This is a genomic window from Mesorhizobium sanjuanii, from assembly GCF_002529485.1.
Lineage (GTDB): Bacteria > Pseudomonadota > Alphaproteobacteria > Rhizobiales > Rhizobiaceae > Mesorhizobium > Mesorhizobium sanjuanii.
Genome location: NZ_NWQG01000083.1, coordinates 24,892 through 42,891 on the forward strand (window position 1 = coordinate 24,892; position 18,000 = coordinate 42,891).

Genomic DNA, 18,000 nt, shown 5'->3' on the forward strand with positions numbered 1-18,000 from the left:
GGGCGCCCGCGGGATGCCGCAGGGCGCAAAAAACAAACGGGCAGCCACGCGGCCGCCTCGGTTGGAGCGGCTTATAGTTCAGCTTTTCCGGCGCGTCAACGCCGCTTCGCTCTTTTTGGCCGGCAATGCCGAGGTCCTAGCGGTTGGTGAAATTCGGCTTCCGCTTTTCGGCAAAGGCCGCCATGCCTTCCTTCTGGTCGTCGAGCGCAAACAGGGAGTGAAACAGGCGGCGTTCGAACCGCAACCCTTCGGCCAGCGTCGTTTCAAAGGCCCGGTTGACGGCCTCCTTGGCCATCATCACCGACGGCAACGAAAAATCAGCAATCTTGGCTGCCGCCTTCAGGGCTTCCTCGATCAACTCGCCGGCAGGCACGACGCGTGACACCAGGCCGCAACGCTCGGCCTCGGCCGCATCCATCATCCGTCCGGTCAGGCACATGTCCATCGCCTTCGACTTGCCGACGAAGCGGGTCAGACGCTGCGATCCACCCATGCCCGGCATGACGCCAAGCGTGATTTCGGGCTGTCCGAACTTGGCGTTGTCGGCGGCGATGATGAAATCGCACATCATCGCCAGTTCGCAGCCGCCCCCGAGCGCGTAGCCGGCAACCGCCGCGATGATGGGCTTTCGCGTCCGCGTGAGCTCCTCCCAACCGACGAAGAAGTCCTGCACATAAGCGTCTACAAAGGAGATCGCCTGCATTTCCTTGATGTCGGCGCCAGCGGCAAAAGCCTTCTCGGAACCGGTGATGACCATGGCGCCGATATCGGGGTTCGCGCCGAACACGTTCACGGCCGCCACCACCTCCTTCAGAACTTCGGAGTTCAGCGCGTTGAGCGCCTTCGGCCGGTTCAGCGTGATTAGCCCGACCTTGCCGCGCGTTTCCACGATGATGGTTTCATAGGCCATGGCTTCGCCTCCTCGTTCCAGGCAATCGATGAATGTCGATCGGTCCTAGCTTACCCCTGGCAGGTCCGGCAATAGAAGGTCGAGCGCCCGCTTTGCACGATGCGCTCGATATGGCCGCCGCAACCAGGCCTGGAGCAGGGTTCGCCTTCCCGATCGTAGACCGCGAACGAATGCTGGAAATAACCCAGTGAGCCATCGGTCTGCATATAGTCGCGCAGCGACGATCCCCCGGCGGCGATCGCATCGGCAATAACCGAACGGATCGCCGCGGCGAGGCATTCAGCCTGCTCGCCAGCCTTCTTCCCGGCCTTGGCGATGGTGCCTGCTTCGCGCAGCGGCGACAGGCCGGCGCGCCACAGCGCTTCCGATACGTAGATGTTGCCGAGCCCGGCGATCAGCCGCTGGTCGAGCAGTGCTGCTTTCAGTGGCGCCTTTCGGCCTTTCAGCAGCGAGGCGAGCAGCGCGCCGTCCAGCGCGTTACCGGTCGGCTCGACACCCAGCCCCGCCAGCATCGGATGTGTGTCGGGCGCCCCTTCCGCAAACAACATGAAACCAAATCGGCGCGGGTCGTTGAAGATCACACGCGATCGGCCGCCTTCCGGCGAGACGACATCGAACACGACATGATCATGCGCGGCGCTTTTTGAACGCTCGTGATAGAACACGCCCGGCAGGTCGCTGCTGTCGGCCGTTTCGATGCGGAACGAACCCGACATGCCGAGATGGCAGATCAATACCGGACCGCCGTCCAGATGCATCGTCAGGTATTTGGCCCGGCGGCCGAGCGCCGTGATCGTCTTGCCGGTCAGCCGCTCCGAAAATCTCTCCGGAAACGGAAATCTGAGGTCTGCACGGCGCGCCTCGACGCCAGCGATGCGTGCGCCTTCCAGCACCGGCTGCAGGCCGCGTCGGACCGTTTCGACTTCCGGCAGCTCAGGCATGGGCGCCTATCGTTGCATGGAAGGAGGTACCGTGACGGCCGCGCGCCAGCCCGAGATGCTCGGCGACGGTTTCACCGATGTCGGCGAAGGTTGTTCGCAGCCCGATATCGCCGCCCTTCAACCCCGGTCCGATGCCGATCACCGGAATGCGTTCGCGCGTGTGGTCGGTGCCGTGCCATGTCGGATCATTGCCATGGTCCGCGGTGAGGATGAGCAGGTCGCCCTGCTTCAATTTGGCCAGTGCTTCGGGCAGGCGTCGGTCGAAGGCCTCAAGTGCCGCCGCATAGCCGGCGACGTCGCGTCGGTGGCCGAACTCGGTGTCGAAATCGACGAAATTGGCAAAGACGAGATCACCGTCGCCGGCATCGTCCATCGCGCCTAGCGCCTTGTCGAACATCGCCATGTTGCCGGCAGCCTTGCGCACCTCCGAGATGCCGCGATGGGCGAAAATGTCGCCGATCTTGCCGATCGCGATGACCCGGCTGCCGCGCGCCGTCAGCCGGTCGAGCAAAGTCGGTTCCGGCGGCGGCACGGCGTAATCGCGGCGGTTGTGCGTTCGTTCGAAGCTGCCCGCGGTTTCCCCGATGAAGGGCCGTGCGATGACACGGCCGATGTTCAGCGGATCGACCAGCCTGCGCACGACCTTGCAGAATTCGTAGAGCCGCTCCAGGCCGAAGTGGGTTTCATGGGCGGCGATCTGCAGCACCGAATCGACGGAGGTGTAGCAAATCGGCTTGCCGGTGCGGATGTGCTCCTCGCCGAACCGCTCGATGATCTCGGTGCCCGGGGCGTGGCAATTGCCGAGAATGCCCGGCACCTTTCCTTCCCGGATGATTGCTTCGGTCAGTTCGGCTGGAAACGCAGGGACCGTGTCCGGGAAATAGCCCCAGTCGAAGCGGATCGGCAGGGCGGCGATTTCCCAATGGCCCGATGGCGTGTCCTTGCCGCTGGAGACTTCCTCCGCCGCCCCATGAAAAGCCGTCGCCTGCGACAACTCGCCGTTGCCGAGTTTCAGCCCGGTCGCGGTCTCGGCCGCACGGGCAAGCCCGAGCGAGAACATGTTGGGTACGGCGAGTGGTCCCTTGCGCAAGCCTTCACGATCCGCGCGGCCTTCCGCGCAGGCGATGGCGATGTGGCCGAACGTATTGGCGCCGGCGTCGCCATAGCGCTCGGCGTCGGCTGCGCCGCCGATGCCGAAGGAATCGAGAACGAAAAGGAAGGCGCGCGCCATTATCAGGAATTCATTATTCTCTGTCTGTTGGCCAAGACATAGGGGGCCGCGCTGCCATTGGCAATTCGGAAACCAAACGGCAACGGCATGGCGCGATAGTTGAGACACAGCGATTGCCGAATGGCATGGCTCGATGGAAATCCGGCGGGGGAACACATGAAACATGCCTTGAAGGCCTCCGCTGCCATCCTGGCGCTGCTTGGCGCTTCGTGGCCCGGCCCGGCGCGCGCCGATTGGCGGGATGATATTGGTACGTTTCGCATCGGCATCGTCGCCGAACCCGGCGCCGGCAACAGCGTTCCGGGTCTGGCTCTGTTGACGGACGCCTACACCAAGGCGCTTGGCATGAAAGTGGAGTTCGTCGTTGCCCGCGACTATGCGGCGCTGATCGAGGCGCAGGCCGATGCCCGCATCGAATATGCGATCTATTCGGCGACCGCCTACGCCACCGCGTCGGAACGCTGCGGCTGCGTCGAACCTCTCGTGGCGCCGGTCGATTCCGACGGCGCCTTCGGCATCCGATCGGTTCTGCTGACGCGGGATGACAAGGTTCCCGATCTGGCGGCGATGGCAGGGCACCGCATCGTCATGTCACCCTCGGACAGCGTCGGCGGCTCGCTCCTGCCGCTTGCAGGATTGGCCGCTGAAGGCGTCAAGGTCGGCGAGGACGCGCCGTTTCTGACACACGCCAGTTCGGCTGCGGCGGCCGAAGCAATGCTGGTCGATGGCGAGGCCGATGCCCTGTTCGGCTGGATACCGTCAGCAGCCGACGACAGGCCGGAAATTGCGGGCGGCACCGTCGCCAGGCTGGAAGCGGCAGGACTTTCGAAGACGGCGCTTCAGGTCGTGTGGAAGTCCGGCCTGCTGCGGTATGGGCCCCATGCGGTTCGCAGCGACCTCAACCCCGAGGCCAAGCGGCGGCTCACCGTGTTCCTCACCAACCTCAGATCGATATCGCCGGATATCTACGAGCTTCTGGAAGCGAAACATTCCGGCGGGTTCACCGTTGCCCGTCCGCGGGATTACGCAATGGCCGCGGCCGTCGTGCGCTTGGTGTCAGGCAGCGACCATCAACGATAGTGCATATTGCCCAAACGGTTGCTTCAGCAGTCGCTGCAGGAGATCGTCGGGCTTCTGCGGGCTCTGAGAAAGTAGGTTTCGCCCATAGTTATGTTGGCGAAGGCGGCGGTCAATCCAAGTGGCTTCGCCTTCTCGGCCGTCCATGCGATGATCGGCTCATAGTCAAGCTCGCTTTCGACCCGAATGAGGAAAGTGCCCTTGACGTTAAGCGCTGGCGGCACCTCCGTGATGGAGTTCTTCGCCGCGTCGGCGCTGAAGGCGTCATTGACCATCTTGCGCGACCAGACGACCTGGACCTTTGGCGTCGTATCACTCGTGACCTCTATCGCGGTGATGATGATTTTCGGGGTCGAGCGGTTATAGGGCTGAAGAGTGGAATTGCCGATCTGCATGATCGCATCGAGTTGGGCCTTGTTGACGGACTGCTGCTGGGTGACGAGATCGGCCACCATGCTGCCGATGCGGCTGACCTTCTTGCTGGTCTCGATGGCCTGCGATGCTTCCATGGTCATGAAGTACATGATCAGCAGGACAGGCACGATCAAGGCAAACTCGACGGCCGCGATACCGCGGCGGTCGCAGCAAAACCGGATTGCTCTCGTACCGAAGCCTGCGATGCCCAGATGTGCCCCCGCACGAACCATGCCCTTGTCCTTCTTTGCTCGCACGACGGTGCAATTCTCAGTTGTCGAACGGCTCGTTCTGCCAGGTAATCGACGCGAAATGCAGCGTCTTGCCGCCTTCCAGATTGGCCATCGAACTGGCCATCAAATCGGTCATGACAGGCCATTTGTAGAAAACCCGCAGCATGTTTATTGATTCAGCCGGGCCCGGGGACACCGTAAAAGTCGTTGGAGTCGTGCCCGTCAGCACGATCTTGCGGTCCTGGATCTTGAAGCCCGCGGCCGCGGCTGCGGCGAAGGTATCGTATTTGCGCAGATCCACCTCCAATCCGGGACAGTCCTTGGCGACCATGATCTCCAACCGGCTGCAGATCATGGCCTTCAGCGTGGCCTCGTTCATGTCGGCCTGCTTTTCCTGGCCCGTCCGCAGCCGGCGTGCGACGTCGTCGGTGGCGTTGGCCATCACCTCTTGGCCCGCAAAAGAAATGCAGCTCTCCAGTATGGCGAAGACCAGTAGGGCGAACGGAATGGCAAGGATCGCGAATTCCAGCGCCGTGCTGCCGCGCCGGTCGCGGACGAAGCGTCCGAAAAAACCTGTTCGCCCTGCTTTGCCCATACTCTATTCCTGCCGATCCTGACGCGGTGTGGGAGGATCATTAGCGGAAATGCATTGAGGTCCAGTTTGGATGGCCGATAAATTCTGCGGAAGGATTTTAACCGGCCGATAACCGAAGCGACATCTCAGCGAGATGAAGAAAAGAATAGTCCGTTGGCCTACCGATTGGCGTTCATTTCGGCTTCGGAGGTCTTCTCCGCTTCGCTTTTGTACGAGCTTTCGCAATATGGCGCGCAGGACATGGTCTGCACTTCGGCGCGTCGGTAAATGCGCACCGACGACGCGGCCTGCCGCACGACGGTGATCTGCTCGTCGACGATCGGGCTGCCGTCCTGATCGAGAACAACCAGATTGGTGACGCCGAAGCCCTTGCCTGTCAGCACGATCGTCGATGCATCCTGCACGGAAGCGTCGGCGATCGCCGGATTGCCGACGACGACGGTGTCCGCGGGGCGCGACAGTTTGACGATCTTGGCCTGGTTCATCGTGACCTCGATGCCCGCGCCGGCCTTGGCCGGCACCACAAAGGCCGCCGCCGCCAGAAACGCGGCAATCGAAAATGACGATCTCGGCCCGGTCATTAAAGCGCTCCACGGCGACAAACTGCTCAACGGAATATGAACGAGATTGGTGAACCAACGGTTAAGCGAATGGGAACTCCCGAAGGTGCCGGGGAAGAACCTTGTGATCCGATGGCTCGCCCGGATCGCCCGGTTCAAATTCCGAAACCCGGTCCTTTGGGCCCCATGGTCTGCTTTTCAGCGCCTTGGCCTTACTTTAGCTGATGGTTAACCACACAATGCCCAGGACGCGCGAAAGGAATCGGTAAGGCTGTTTATTAAGCCGATCGAAAGAGCTTCTCCATAGATTGGCAGCATCCGATCAACCACCAAGAGAAGTTGACGGAATTGCTGTAACACGTGGAGTAGGAGTTCCTGATGTCTAATCTCATTGCACGTTTTGTGAAGGACGAATCCGGCGCGACCGCTATCGAATACGGTCTGATCGCCGCTCTCATCGCGCTCGCCATCATGGTCGGCGCCGGCTCGCTGGGCAACGCGCTGAACGCGAAGTTCACCAACGTCGCCGATAAGCTCAACGAAACCAACTAACGACGTCTCGTCGTCTTCCAGAGCAAGGGCCGCCTCATTGGCGGCCCTTTTTCGCTGTGCCGGTCGTTTTTCAGTTGGCGACCTCATCAATCGTTAATCCAACTTGCCTAGGCTGGAGCCAGCATAGTTTGACCCCGGATACACCGGACACAGCTGACCATGGGCGCCGCGCCGATGCTTGAAGCCTTGATCTTCGTCGTCTTCCCGTTCTGCATGCTTTTCGCCGCGATCTCCGACATGCTGTCGATGACGATCGCCAATCGCGTGCCGGTGCTGCTTGTGGTCGTCTTTGCGCTGGTCGCGCCGTTGACGGGCATGGACTGGGCGACCTATGGCTGGCATTTCGCCGCCGGCGGCCTCGTTCTCGCCGTGACGTTCGGTCTGTTTGCGCTCGGCGGCATGGGAGGCGGCGACGCCAAATTGTTGGCCGCCACCGCCATCTGGATGGGCCTGAATATCCATCTCGTTGAATATCTCGTGGCCTCGACATTCATCGGCGGCCTGCTGACCCTTGCCATTCTCGTCTATCGGAAATCGCCGCTCGCGGCCATTACGAGCCACAACCCATTTTTGCGCCACTTCGCGGACGAGAAGACCGGCGTTCCCTATGGCATCGCGCTTGGCATTGGCGGGCTGCTCACCTTTCCGGCTTCGCCATTGATGGCGTGGGCTCTCGCAAGGCTGGCGGCCTAGCTTCTTTTCCAGGATGTGTTCGCAAGAGGCGGCTTGGCCGCCTCTTTCTTCGTGCCGTGCAAGAGGCGGCTTGGCCGCCTTTTCGCCTGCCAGGCCGGATCGCTCCAATTTATGTAAACCTTAAATTAATCACGATCGTAAGCATTACATTAACCTTGTTTTGACGATTGCCGCTGCAATGTCCGGCTTGGCTACGTGGTTTGCCAAGGGCGAGGTTCGGACAGATGCCAGCATCCCGACTGATCATTCTAGGCGTGGCGGTGGCTGCGGCGGGTGGCGCAGGCTATGTTGCGAAAAACATGGTGGCGGCTCCTCCGCCGCAAATCGTCGAGTCCGGGCCCCAGGCGCCGGCGATCGCGCTACAGGACGTCCTTGTCCTGTCCGGCGATGTTACGATGGGAAGCCAGCTCGAGAACAACATCAGTTGGCAGTCCTGGCCGGCTGACGGGATCAACGCGAATTTCATCACGCGCGCCGCCGAGCCCGAAGCGCTGGAGAAGTTGAAAGGCGCAGTCGCCCGTGTGGCGATGTATGCCGGTGAGCCGCTGCGGCGCTCCAAGCTGGTCGGCGAGGGGCAAAGCTTCATGTCGTCGATCCTGCCCTCCGGTATGCGGGCTGTCGCGACAACCATATCGGCCGACACGTCGGCTGGCGGCTTCATTCTCCCCAACGACTTCGTCGACGTTATCATGACCCGCAGAGCCGATGCCACCAACGGCGCGCCCGCTGGCTTCACGACCGAAACCATTCTCAAGAACATCCGCGTCCTGGCGATCGACCAGACCATCCAGGAAGACGAGGAAGGCAAGAAGACCAGGGTCGGCCAGACCGCCACGCTGGAATTGACGCCGCAACAGGCGGAGATCATCACCGTCGCCCAGCAGATGGCGGATCGCCTGACCTTGGCGCTGCGGTCAATCACCGACACCCAGGAGAAGAATCTGGGCGAGGCCGATTATCTTGTTTCCGGCAATGGGCGGCGCGGAACGGTGCGATTGATCAAGTCGGGCGAAGTTTCCGAAGTGGGGACAAGGAAATGAGGCTAAACGGCAAACTACCGGTCACCCTGGCGGCGGTAATCGGCCTTCTGCTTGCAACGAATACGCATGGCCTCGTCGAGGCGAATGCGGCGGGCAGGAATGCCGAGGTGACGGCTTCGACCGCCACCCAGCGCGTCAAGCTCGGATTGAACAAATCGGTGGTCATCGATCTGCCGAGCGACGCCTATGACATTCTCGTCGCCAACCCGGCGGTCGCCGACGCGGTGACGCGCACCGCCAGGCGCATCTATCTTTTCGGAAAGCAGGTTGGCGAGACCAACATCTTCGTCTTCGGCCCCAATGGCGAACAGATCGCCAGCCTGGATCTGTCGGTCGAACGCGACGTGGCAGGACTGGAAGACTATATCAAGCGCTTCATCCCGTCGTCTCAGGTCAAAGTCGAGTTGCTGAATGACAACGTCGTTCTGACCGGGACCGTTGACACACCGCTGGATGCCAAGCGTGCCGCCGATTTGGCCAACATATTCGTGACCGGCGGCGAAGCGACCACGGGCCAGTATTCGCAGACCGCTGCCGGCGGCTCGGCCGACGCTGGCGTCGCCATCGACAATCCGGATGCCGAGCGCCGCGTCAGCCAGATCGTCAACCTGCTGCAGATCATCGGCGACGACCAGGTCACGCTTAAGGTGACGGTCGCCGAAGTCAGCCGCTCGGTGATGAAGCAGCTCGGCGTCAACATGATCGGCAGCGGCAGCGCGAATGGCATCAGCTACGGCGCGCTAAGTTCGCCCAATTACGGATTGGGCAAGCCAATTTCGGCGAATTCAGTCTTGAGACTGGGCGACGGGCTGGGAAATGGACTTCAGGCCTATATCAACGCGATGGAACAAAGCGGCGTCATGAAGACGCTTGCCGAACCGACCCTCACTGCCGTTTCGGGCGAGAAGGCAACGTTCAAGGTCGGCGGTGAATTCAATCTTATCACAGCCCGAACGAACAACGTTTCAAACGACAACCAAACGGGCCAGGTTACGTACACCAACGAAAAGCTCGAATATGGCATTGGGCTTGAATTCCAGCCGGTGGTGCTCTCGGCGGGCCGCATCAGTCTCAAGGTGAGGACGTCGGTTTCGGAACCCACGTCGGAGGGCGCAACAACGCTCGAAGGGGGCGGCGACCTGCCCGGTCTCACTTTGATGTCAATCCGCAAACGCCTCGCGGACACCACCGTTGAACTGCCTTCTGGCGGTTCGATGATGATCGCCGGTCTCGTTCGCGATGACGTTCGTCAGGGGGTATCGGGATTGCCTGGCCTGACCAAGATACCGGTGCTCGGCACGCTCTTCCGCAGCAGGGATTTTGTCCGCAACGAGACCGAGCTCGTCATCATCATCACGCCCTATCTAGTAAAGCCGGTGGCGCGCAACGATCTCGCCAAGCCGGACGACAATTTCAACGCCGCCAGCGATGGCGCCGCCATGTTCCTTGGCCGCGTCAACCGCGTCTACGGCACCATGCAGACCGACAGGCCCAACGGCCGCTATCACGGCGTTGTCGGCTTCATCTACAAGTAAGCGGGGAAGCGGGATATGTCTCAGTCAGCATCGAAGGCACGGACGATCACCGCGGCGGTGTGGTCCGGCTATTTGCGAGTCTATCGGCCAGCCATCCCGGTCCTGGCGGTCGCGGCATTGCTGGCCGGCTGCGCCGACCTCAGGCGCGACAGCATCACGGTCGGCGCTGTTCCGGACGATTATCGCACCAACCATCCGATCGTGATCGCGGAGAAGAACGAGAAGATCGACCTCCCGGTCGGCGCCGGCGATCGCGGCATGACCCGCTCTCAGCGGGATACGCTGCTGGGCTTCCTCGACGGCTATGACAAGAGCGCCGCTCCCACCCTGACCATAGCGATCCCGAGCGGCTCGGCCAACGAAATCGCCGCCACCGCTGCCGGCCGCGATTTCGCCAGGCTGGCGATTGCCAGCGGCATCAGCCGCAACCGGATCGTCATGACCACCTATCAGTCGGTTTCGGCCGAGGCGTCCGCGCCGATCCGCGTCGCTTATGTCTCGGTAAAGGCCCAGACCGACAAATGCGGGCGCTGGCCCGAAGACCTGCTGCAGACGTCGGAAAACAAGCACTATGCCGATTTCGGCTGCTCGTATCAGAACAATCTTGCCGCCCAGATGTCCAATCCGGCCGATCTGCTCGGGCCGCGCAAGCAGACGCCCATCGATGCCGAGAGGCGTGGGATCGTCATTGATGGATATCGAAACGTCCCATTCTTTTCGCCAACTCCGGAAACAGAAGTCGACTACTGACCGATCGCGGTTTGGAGCAGCGGACATGAGCAATCTGGCCTACGAAACCTCTTTGGACAGCGGCGAAACCTCGCAGCAGGATATCGCCGCGATGCAGGCCTTGCGGCCGATCCCGCGCATCTCGATCCAGGCATTTTGCGAGACCGATGGTGTTGCCAATCCGGTCGAGCGCGCCGGCGAGGACCGCCGCATGGCCAAGGCCCATCTGAAGGTCCATATGGGGGGCATCCCGACCGCCATAGAATTCTACCAATCGGCGCCGACGCCGAACCTGATCCTGCTGGAATCACGCAGCGAGCCGAAGCAGCTGCTGGAACAACTCACGCAGCTCTCCGAATATTGCGATCCGACCTCGAAGGTCGTCGTCATCGGCCACTACAACGATGTCGGCCTCTACCGCGAGCTTATCCGTTCCGGCATTTCGGAATATGTCATCGCGCCGGTGTCGATGGCCGATATCGTCAGCGTGATATCGTCGATCTTCGTCGATCCGGAAGCCGAGCCGATCGGCCGCTCGATCGCCTTCATCGGCGCCAAGGGCGGCGTCGGCTCCTCGACCATCGCCCACAATGTGGCCTGGGCGATGTCGTCCCTGTTCAAGTCGGAAGTGCTCGTCGCCGATCTCGATCTTGCTTTCGGTACCGCCAACATCAATTTCGATCAGGATCCGGCCCAGGGCATTGCCGAGGCGGTCTTTTCACCGGAACGTATCGACGAGGTCTATCTCGACCGGCTGCTTGCGCAATGCGCCGAGCACCTGTCGCTGCTTGCAGCGCCTTCAACGCTCGACCGCGTCTACGATTTCGATCCCGACGCCTTCACGCAGCTTGTCGACATCGCCCAGCGCAGCGTGCCGCTTCTGGTGCTCGATGTCCCGCATATCTGGACGGGCTGGACCAAGAACACGCTGACCAAGGCCGACGAAATCGTCATCACGGCGACGCCCGAACTGGCCAATCTGCGCAACACCAAGAACCTGGTCGACATGTTCAAAAGGCTTCGCCCGAACGATCCGCCGCCGAAGCTGATCATCAATCAGACCGGTGTGCCGAAGCGTCCGGAGATCGCGTCGTCCGATTTCGCCGACTCGCTCGGCATCTCGCCAATGTCGGTCATTCCTTTCGAGCCTCTGCTGTTCGGAAACGCCGCCAACAATGGGCGCATGCTCGGCGAGATGGATGCCAAGAATCCGGTCGTCGCCATGGTCAACGAGATTGCGCATGTGCTGACCGGGCGCAGCGAAATCAAAGCGAGAAAGAAAGCGGGCCTTGGCAATCTTCTCGGCAAGTTCTCGCGCAACAAGAAATGATGTTTCCGTGGCGAAATTGGTAGTCGATCATGTTTGGTAAGAGAGGCAGCGACGACGGCAGCCGGTTTACGCCGGAATTCCGTCAGCCGGCACCTGCGCCTGCCGCCCCGGTGCCGGCAAACCCGGTGGAAACGGCGGTTCTTGCCAAGCCCACGCCGCCGCCGTCCGGCGCGGCTGCATCGGCGCCCGCGCGCCGGGCGGTGGAGGCGCCGCCATTGGCGCCGGAACCCAGACGGGTCCAGCGCGAAAAGAGCGAAACCTACTACGACACCAAGAGCCAGGTCTTCTCGGCGCTCATTGACACGATCGACCTGTCGCAACTCGCCAAGCTCGACCCCGAAAGCGCGCGCGAGGAAATCCGCGACATCGTCAACGACATCATCGCGATCAAGAATTTCGCGATGTCGATTTCCGAGCAGGAAGAGCTGCTCGAGGATATTTGCAACGACGTGTTGGGCTACGGGCCGCTGGAGCCATTGCTCGCCCGCGACGACATCGCCGACATCATGGTCAACGGCTCCAAGAACGTCTACATCGAGGTCAACGGCAAGGTCGAGCAGACGGGCATTCGTTTCCGCGACAACCAGCAGCTCCTCAACATCTGTCAGCGCATCGTCAGCCAGGTTGGCCGCCGTGTCGATGAATCGAGCCCGATCTGCGACGCGCGACTTCCAGACGGCTCCCGCGTCAACGTCATCGCGCCGCCGCTCGCCATCGACGGCACCGCGCTCACCATCCGCAAGTTCAAGAAAGACAAGCTGACGCTCGATCAGCTGGTCAAGTTCGGTGCCATTTCGCCGCATGGCGCCGAGATCCTCAAGATCATCGGCCGCGTCCGCTGCAACATCGTCATTTCGGGCGGTACCGGCTCGGGCAAGACGACGCTGCTCAACTGCCTGACTAATTATATCGACCGCGAGGAGCGCGTTATCACCTGCGAGGATTCGGCCGAGCTGCAACTGCAGCAGCCGCATGTCGTGCGTCTGGAAACCCGCCCGCCCAATCTCGAAGGCGAGGGTGAGGTAACCATGCGCGACCTGGTCAAGAACTGCCTGCGCATGCGGCCCGAGCGCATCATCGTCGGCGAAGTGCGCGGACCGGAAGTGTTCGACCTTCTGCAGGCGATGAACACCGGCCATGACGGCTCGATGGGAACGATCCACTCGAACAGTCCGCGCGAATGCCTGAACCGTATCGAATCGATGATCGCGATGGGTGGCTACACGCTGCCGCAAAAAACCGTGCGCGAAATCGTCGTCGGTTCCATTGACGTGATCATACAGGCGGCTCGCCTGCGCGATGGATCGCGGCGCATCACCCACATCACCGAGGTGATCGGTATGGAAGGCGATGTCGTCATTACGCAGGACCTCGTCCTCTACAACATCAAGGGCGAGGACGCGAACGGCAGGCTGTTGGGCGAGCATGTGTCGACAGGCATCGGTCGCCCGCATTTCTGGGACCGCGCCCGCTACTATGGCGAGGAACAGCGTCTCGCCAATGCGCTCGAGGCGATGGAGAAACGTGCTGACTGACGAAGGGGCAGGGGCCACGGTCGATGTTCGGAATTGACGCCACCGTATTGGCATTTGTCGTGCTCGCCGGCTTCAGCGCCGGCGGGGTTGCCTATGCTTTTCTGTTCAACCAGATCAGCGAGGAGAAGCAGGTCGGCAGGCGGCTGGAGACGATCAAGACCGCCGAGACGGATCGTGCCGTCGTCAAGGCCTCGCGCGATCGTGTGGTGGAAGCCGCCAAGCGGCGCAAATCGGTGCAGGACTCGTTGAAGGAACTCGAACAAAAACAGAAGTCCAACCAGCGCATCGTCAAGAAGCCACCGTTGAAAGCCCAGATCCGCCAGGCCGGCATGAAGGTCTCGCTCGAACGTTTCTATGTCTACTCGGCCGTTTGCGGCGTCGTCCTGACGTTTCTTGCCTATTTCATAGGTGCGCCGCTGCTTGCCTTGCCGGGTGTGCTGCTGGTGGGTGCTCTCGGCCTGCCGCGCTGGTTCGTCTCGTTTTCCCGTGCTCGCCGGGTCAAGGCTTTCCTCAACGAATTCCCGAATGCCCTCGACATCATTGTGCGTGCGGTCAAATCAGGCCTGCCGCTGAACGACGCCATCCGCCTGATCGCCAACGAATCTCCCGAACCCGTCAAGGCCGAGTTCCGCCGCATCGTCGATTCGCAACAGATGGGCCTGTCGATCCCCGACGCATCGTTGCGCATGGCCGAAACCATGCCATGCACCGAGGCGAGCTTCTTCGGCATCGTCATCCAGATCCAGTCCCAGGCCGGCGGCAACCTTTCGGAGGCGCTTGGCAATCTTTCGCGCGTGCTTCGCGACCGCAAGAAGATGAAGGCCAAGGTCCAGGCGCTGTCCATGGAAGCGAAGGCATCCGCCGTGATCATCGGCGCCCTGCCTTTCATCGTCGGCTTTCTCGTCTACCTGACCAGCCCGAACTACATCATGCCGCTGTTCACCACCAGCGTCGGCAATCTGATCCTCGGCTGTTCGGCCGTCTGGATGTCGATCGGCATCCTGGTGATGCGCAAGATGATGAACTTCGAAGTCTAGGATTGAGAGCGCATGACCGAACACGTCATCGGAACCCTTACCGACCCGGCAATTCTCATTGCCATGCTGGTCGCCATCGCGGTGTTTGCGACCGCCCTCACTCTGTTGCCCGCCTTCGGCGGGAACCAGCTCAAGACTCGCATGAGATCCGTTGCGCTGGAGCGTGACGAGTTGCGCGCCAAGCAGCGCGCGCGGCTGGCCGCCGAGGCCGATCGCCGTCGCAAGGGCCTGCGCGAGGAACAATCGATCGGCATGCGCAACATCGTCGATCGCCTCGATCTGAGGCGCGCCTTGGCCGATGAAGGCACGTTGCAGAAGCTGAAAGTGGCAGGCTTTCGCGGCCAAAACCCGCTGACGCGGTTCCTGTTCTTCCGCCTGGTCCTGCCTTTTGTCGGCTTCGCGCTGGCTTCGATATACCTGTTCGTGCTCGGCGGATTGCCGGAACAGCCGCTTTTGATCAAGATATTCGTCTGCATCGTCGTTGCGTATGGGGGCTTCTATGCGCCGGTGCTCTATGTCAACAACCGGGCGACCAAGCGCAAGCAGTCGATCCAGATGGCCTGGCCGGACGCGCTTGACCTGATGCTGATCTGCGTCGAGTCGGGCATGTCGGTGGAGGCGGCACTTCGCAGGGTCGCCGACGAGATCGGCGCACAGTCGGTGGCGCTCGCCGAGGAGTTCATCCTGACCAATGCCGAGCTTTCCTATTTGCAGGAACGCAGACAGGCTTACGAAAACCTTGCGAGCCGCACCGGCCTCGAATCGGTGAAGTCGGTATCGCAGGCATTGGTCCAGGCCGAACGCTACGGCACGCCGGTGGCGCATGCGCTGCGCGTGCTAGCCGCCGAAAGCCGTGACATGCGCATGAACGCCGCCGAGAAGAAGGCGGCGGCCTTGCCGCCCAAGCTCACCGTGCCGATGATCCTGTTCTTCCTGCCGGTGCTGTTCGCCATCATTCTGGGCCCCGCAGGCATCCAGGTGAGCGAGCGCGGCATCTTCGGCGATACGCCGAAAACCAGCAGCCAGTAAGCGACCTGTCGAAGTCAAGGAGAAAGTCGCGCTGCTGACGCCGCGCGGCTCTGATGTCTAGAGCATCGGACCCAAAAAGTGGGAACCGGTTTTGGGAAAATCCGATGCTCGAACAAAAAGATAGAGCGGGGCATGGTTAGACCTGACCGCCGCTCCAGTACCTGTCGCGCAAGCTCTAAAAACGCGACGCGCTTCTCTGCGGCTGGATGTCGAGGTAGCTGCTATTGTCAGTTGGTGGCAGGCTTTGCCTTGTCCTGGTCCTTGAGCTGGCTCCAGGCATTCTGCTGGGCGAGCATCTGGCGAAGATAGGCCACGTTCGCCTGCGCCTGCTCGGGCGACAGTTCCTGCGAAGCGATCTTCTCGGCCTCGTCGAAACGGCCCTGCAGGCCGACGACCAGCGCCAGGTTCTGGCGGACCCGGCTGTCCGCGTTCGGCTGCTGGGCGGCCGAGCGCATGTAGGTTTCAGCCGTGCGCAGATCGCCTTCCAGCACATAGGACATGCCGAGGTTGGAAAGGATCGAGGGCTCGTTCGGCTTGAGGTCGAGCGCCTTGCGGTAATCCTGGCGCGCCTCGTCCTTCTGGCCGAGCTGGTCGAGAATGGCGGCCTCCGCCGATACCAGCTTCCAGTCCGGATATTCCGGCGTTTGCGCCCGGCGCACGGCATCGAGTGCCGGCTCGAACTGGCCGTTGGCGGCGAGCGCCTTGCCATAGGCAGCAAGCACGTCGCGGTCCTTTGGCAGGGCGATCGCCAGCTTGCGCATCACCGCCAGCGACTGGTCGGCATCGCCATCCATCTGCAGCGCGGCTGCATAATTCGTCGCGATCCGCTTGTCGTTGGGGTTCCTGGCATAGGATTCGCCAAGTCTGGTCGTTGCGCTGTGCAGCTCGGTGGCCGACATGGTTTCCAGCGGCTTGCCGCTGGAACGCGCGATCGAGCCGGTGGTGAACTTGCTGGTTGCGCACCCGGCGACGCTGGCTGCAAGCGCCATCATAAGCGCCGTGGTGATCAGCCGTTTTCCCGTGGCGTTCATCGTTCGGTTGCTCGGCATCAACGTCGGCCTCTATCCGTGCGCGTGGCCATTGCGTGGCCGTCTTTCCTCCCAAAGAAATATTCTGTTAACCCTAACGGAGAGTTAAGAAACGCCGACTCGAAAGCCGGAGACCATCCATGCCCGTCGAACTCGTCGAGACGAAACCCAAGAACGCACTGCCGGTGCATCTGGTCGCCAGGGACGGCCTGGAGACAGCGAACCTTGCGCCGTCTTCGATCGCCTGGGCGAGGGCCAACGGCTTCTCCGGCGAGGCCGGCAGGACGCTCATCGTACCCGGTGAAGGCGGCGCGCTGGCCGGCGCGCTGTTTGGCATTGGCGATGGTGCTCTCGCCATCGGCGCCCTGGCGAGAGCCTTGCCGGAGGGCGACTGGCATTTCGCCTCCGCATTGGCCGAGCCGGAACTCGCGGCGATTGCACTGTTGCTTGGTGGCTATGTCTTCACCCGCTACGGCAAGAAACCGGGCAAGACGCTGCGCTTCGCGTTGTCGCGCGACGTCGATGCGGCGCGTATTCGCCGCATCGCCGACGGCGTCTTCCTGACGCGCGATCTGGTCAACATGCCGACCAGCGATATGGGACCGGATCAGCTGGAGGCGGCGGTTCGGAAACTGGCCGCGGCGCACAAGGCCGAAGTGTCGGTGACTAGGGGCGATGATCTGCTGACTCAGAATTTCCCCATGATCCACGCGGTCGGCCGTGCATCGGCCGATGCGCCGCGCCTGATCGACATGACCTGGGGACCGAAGAATGCGCCGAAGGTGACACTGGTCGGCAAGGGCGTCTGCTTCGACACCGGCGGCCTCGACATCAAGCCGTCGTCCGGCATGCTCTTGATGAAGAAGGACATGGGCGGTGCCGCCAATGTTCTGGGCCTCGCTTCGATGATCATGGCGGCCCGGCTGAAGGTCCGGCTGCGCGTGTTGATCCCGGCGGTCGAGAATTCGATCGCCGGCAACGCCTTCCGGCCCGGCGATGTGCTGGCGAGCCGCAAGGGCATCAGCGTCGAGATAGGCAACACCGACGCCGAGGGGCGGCTGGTGCTGGCGGATGCCCTGGCGCTGGCCGATGACGAGAAACCGCAATTGCTGGTCGACATGGCGACCCTGACGGGGGCCGCGCGCGTCGCGCTCGGTCCCGACCTGCCGCCTTTCTACACCGGCGACGAAGCGCTGGCGTCCGAACTGGCGGCGGCCTCCGTTGCGGTCGAGGATCCGCTGTGGCGCATGCCGCTGTGGAGCCCCTACGACGCAAAGCTGTCGTCGAGGATTGCCGACATCAACAACGTCACCACTGACGGCTTCGCCGGTTCGATCACCGCGGCACTGTTCCTCAAGCGTTTTGTCGAGAAAACGGCCACCTGGGCACATTTCGACATCTTTGCCTGGAACCCGTCCGATCGTCCCCATGGTCCGGCCGGCGGCGAAGCGCAAGGCATCCGCGCGCTGGAGAGCGTCATCTCTAAACGCTTTGGCTCATAACCAACGAAGGTTCGCGACTGAAACGGAAC

The 18,000-nt window shown here is 61.9% G+C and carries 18 protein-coding genes; 11 read left to right on the top strand and 7 right to left on the bottom strand.

Features of this window, described 5'->3' with window-relative positions; genetic code table 11:
* Positions 1–136 precede the first annotated feature (136 nt).
* Genes CN311_RS14220 through CN311_RS14230 form a run of 3 tightly spaced genes read right to left on the bottom strand, consistent with a single transcriptional unit; the run spans position 137 to position 3,082 of the window.
* A complete protein-coding gene (locus tag CN311_RS14220; protein WP_097574388.1) occupies positions 137–910 on the bottom strand; it encodes an enoyl-CoA hydratase in 774 nt (257 codons plus the stop codon).
* Positions 911–960: 50 nt separating this feature from the next.
* Positions 961–1,851 (bottom strand): bifunctional DNA-formamidopyrimidine glycosylase/DNA-(apurinic or apyrimidinic site) lyase, encoded by an 891-nt coding sequence (mutM, locus tag CN311_RS14225; protein WP_097574389.1) that lies wholly within the window; start codon positions 1,849–1,851, stop codon positions 961–963.
* Positions 1,844–3,082, bottom strand: coding sequence for a phosphopentomutase (locus CN311_RS14230; RefSeq protein WP_097574391.1), 1,239 nt, complete (start codon positions 3,080–3,082; stop codon positions 1,844–1,846). Before CN311_RS14230 ends, mutM begins: the two co-directional genes overlap by 8 nt.
* A 156-nt stretch (positions 3,083–3,238) precedes the next feature.
* Here CN311_RS14230 and CN311_RS14235 point away from each other — a divergent pair, with 156 nt between their 5' ends.
* On the top strand, positions 3,239–4,162 hold the full coding sequence (locus CN311_RS14235; RefSeq protein ID WP_097574393.1) for a phosphate/phosphite/phosphonate ABC transporter substrate-binding protein: 924 nt from the start codon (positions 3,239–3,241) through the stop codon (positions 4,160–4,162).
* A 23-nt stretch (positions 4,163–4,185) separates the two neighbouring features.
* Here CN311_RS14235 and CN311_RS14240 read toward each other — a convergent pair whose 3' ends face one another.
* The 3 genes from CN311_RS14240 to CN311_RS14250 all read right to left on the bottom strand — a co-directional run bounded on the left by CN311_RS14240 (position 4,186) and on the right by CN311_RS14250 (position 5,982).
* Positions 4,186–4,806, bottom strand: a complete 621-nt coding sequence (locus CN311_RS14240; RefSeq protein WP_097574394.1) for a TadE/TadG family type IV pilus assembly protein — start codon at positions 4,804–4,806, stop codon at positions 4,186–4,188.
* Positions 4,807–4,843: 37 nt separating this feature from the next.
* A complete protein-coding gene (locus CN311_RS14245) occupies positions 4,844–5,401 on the bottom strand; it encodes a TadE/TadG family type IV pilus assembly protein (protein ID WP_097574396.1) in 558 nt (185 codons plus the stop codon).
* 158 nt (positions 5,402–5,559) lie between these two features.
* Positions 5,560–5,982, bottom strand: coding sequence for a pilus assembly protein N-terminal domain-containing protein (locus tag CN311_RS14250; protein ID WP_097574397.1), 423 nt, complete (start codon positions 5,980–5,982; stop codon positions 5,560–5,562).
* 357 nt (positions 5,983–6,339) lie between these two features.
* On the opposite strand from CN311_RS14250, the gene CN311_RS14255 reads away from it, so the two are divergent.
* From CN311_RS14255 to CN311_RS14295, 9 genes are all read left to right on the top strand, one after another.
* Complete coding sequence (locus CN311_RS14255) at positions 6,340–6,513, top strand: Flp family type IVb pilin (protein ID WP_097574399.1); 174 nt, start codon at positions 6,340–6,342, stop codon at positions 6,511–6,513.
* A 174-nt stretch (positions 6,514–6,687) separates the two neighbouring features.
* Positions 6,688–7,206 carry an A24 family peptidase gene (locus CN311_RS14260; RefSeq protein ID WP_097574432.1) on the top strand — a complete coding sequence of 173 codons (519 nt, stop codon included), beginning with the start codon at positions 6,688–6,690 and terminating at the stop codon, positions 7,204–7,206.
* A 224-nt stretch (positions 7,207–7,430) separates the two neighbouring features.
* Positions 7,431–8,246, top strand: a complete 816-nt coding sequence (cpaB, locus tag CN311_RS14265; protein WP_097574400.1) for a Flp pilus assembly protein CpaB — start codon at positions 7,431–7,433, stop codon at positions 8,244–8,246.
* Complete coding sequence (locus CN311_RS14270; protein ID WP_097574401.1) at positions 8,243–9,781, top strand: type II and III secretion system protein family protein; 1,539 nt, start codon at positions 8,243–8,245, stop codon at positions 9,779–9,781. The genes cpaB and CN311_RS14270 overlap by 4 nt, the downstream gene beginning before the upstream one ends.
* A gap of 15 nt (positions 9,782–9,796) precedes the next feature.
* On the top strand, positions 9,797–10,531 hold the full coding sequence (locus tag CN311_RS14275; RefSeq protein WP_097574403.1) for a CpaD family pilus assembly protein: 735 nt from the start codon (positions 9,797–9,799) through the stop codon (positions 10,529–10,531).
* Positions 10,532–10,556: 25 nt separating this feature from the next.
* The gene (locus CN311_RS14280; protein WP_097574405.1) at positions 10,557–11,840 is read left to right on the top strand and encodes a CpaE/TadZ family protein; all 1,284 of its coding nucleotides are present in this window, start codon (positions 10,557–10,559) and stop codon (positions 11,838–11,840) included.
* A 29-nt stretch (positions 11,841–11,869) separates the two neighbouring features.
* Positions 11,870–13,375, top strand: coding sequence for a TadA family conjugal transfer-associated ATPase (locus CN311_RS14285; protein WP_097574406.1), 1,506 nt, complete (start codon positions 11,870–11,872; stop codon positions 13,373–13,375).
* Positions 13,376–13,398: 23 nt separating this feature from the next.
* Positions 13,399–14,412, top strand: coding sequence for a type II secretion system F family protein (locus CN311_RS14290; protein ID WP_097574407.1), 1,014 nt, complete (start codon positions 13,399–13,401; stop codon positions 14,410–14,412).
* A 12-nt stretch (positions 14,413–14,424) separates the two neighbouring features.
* Positions 14,425–15,441, top strand: coding sequence for a type II secretion system F family protein (locus tag CN311_RS14295; RefSeq protein WP_097574408.1), 1,017 nt, complete (start codon positions 14,425–14,427; stop codon positions 15,439–15,441).
* Between the two features lie 227 nt (positions 15,442–15,668).
* On the opposite strand, the gene CN311_RS14300 is transcribed toward CN311_RS14295, so the two are convergent.
* Positions 15,669–16,490 carry a tetratricopeptide repeat protein gene (locus CN311_RS14300; RefSeq protein WP_097574410.1) on the bottom strand — a complete coding sequence of 274 codons (822 nt, stop codon included), beginning with the start codon at positions 16,488–16,490 and terminating at the stop codon, positions 15,669–15,671.
* Between the two features lie 119 nt (positions 16,491–16,609).
* Here CN311_RS14300 and CN311_RS14305 point away from each other — a divergent pair, with 119 nt between their 5' ends.
* Positions 16,610–17,971 (top strand): leucyl aminopeptidase family protein, encoded by a 1,362-nt coding sequence (locus CN311_RS14305; RefSeq protein ID WP_097574411.1) that lies wholly within the window; start codon positions 16,610–16,612, stop codon positions 17,969–17,971.
* The last annotated feature ends 29 nt before the right edge of the window (positions 17,972–18,000 follow it).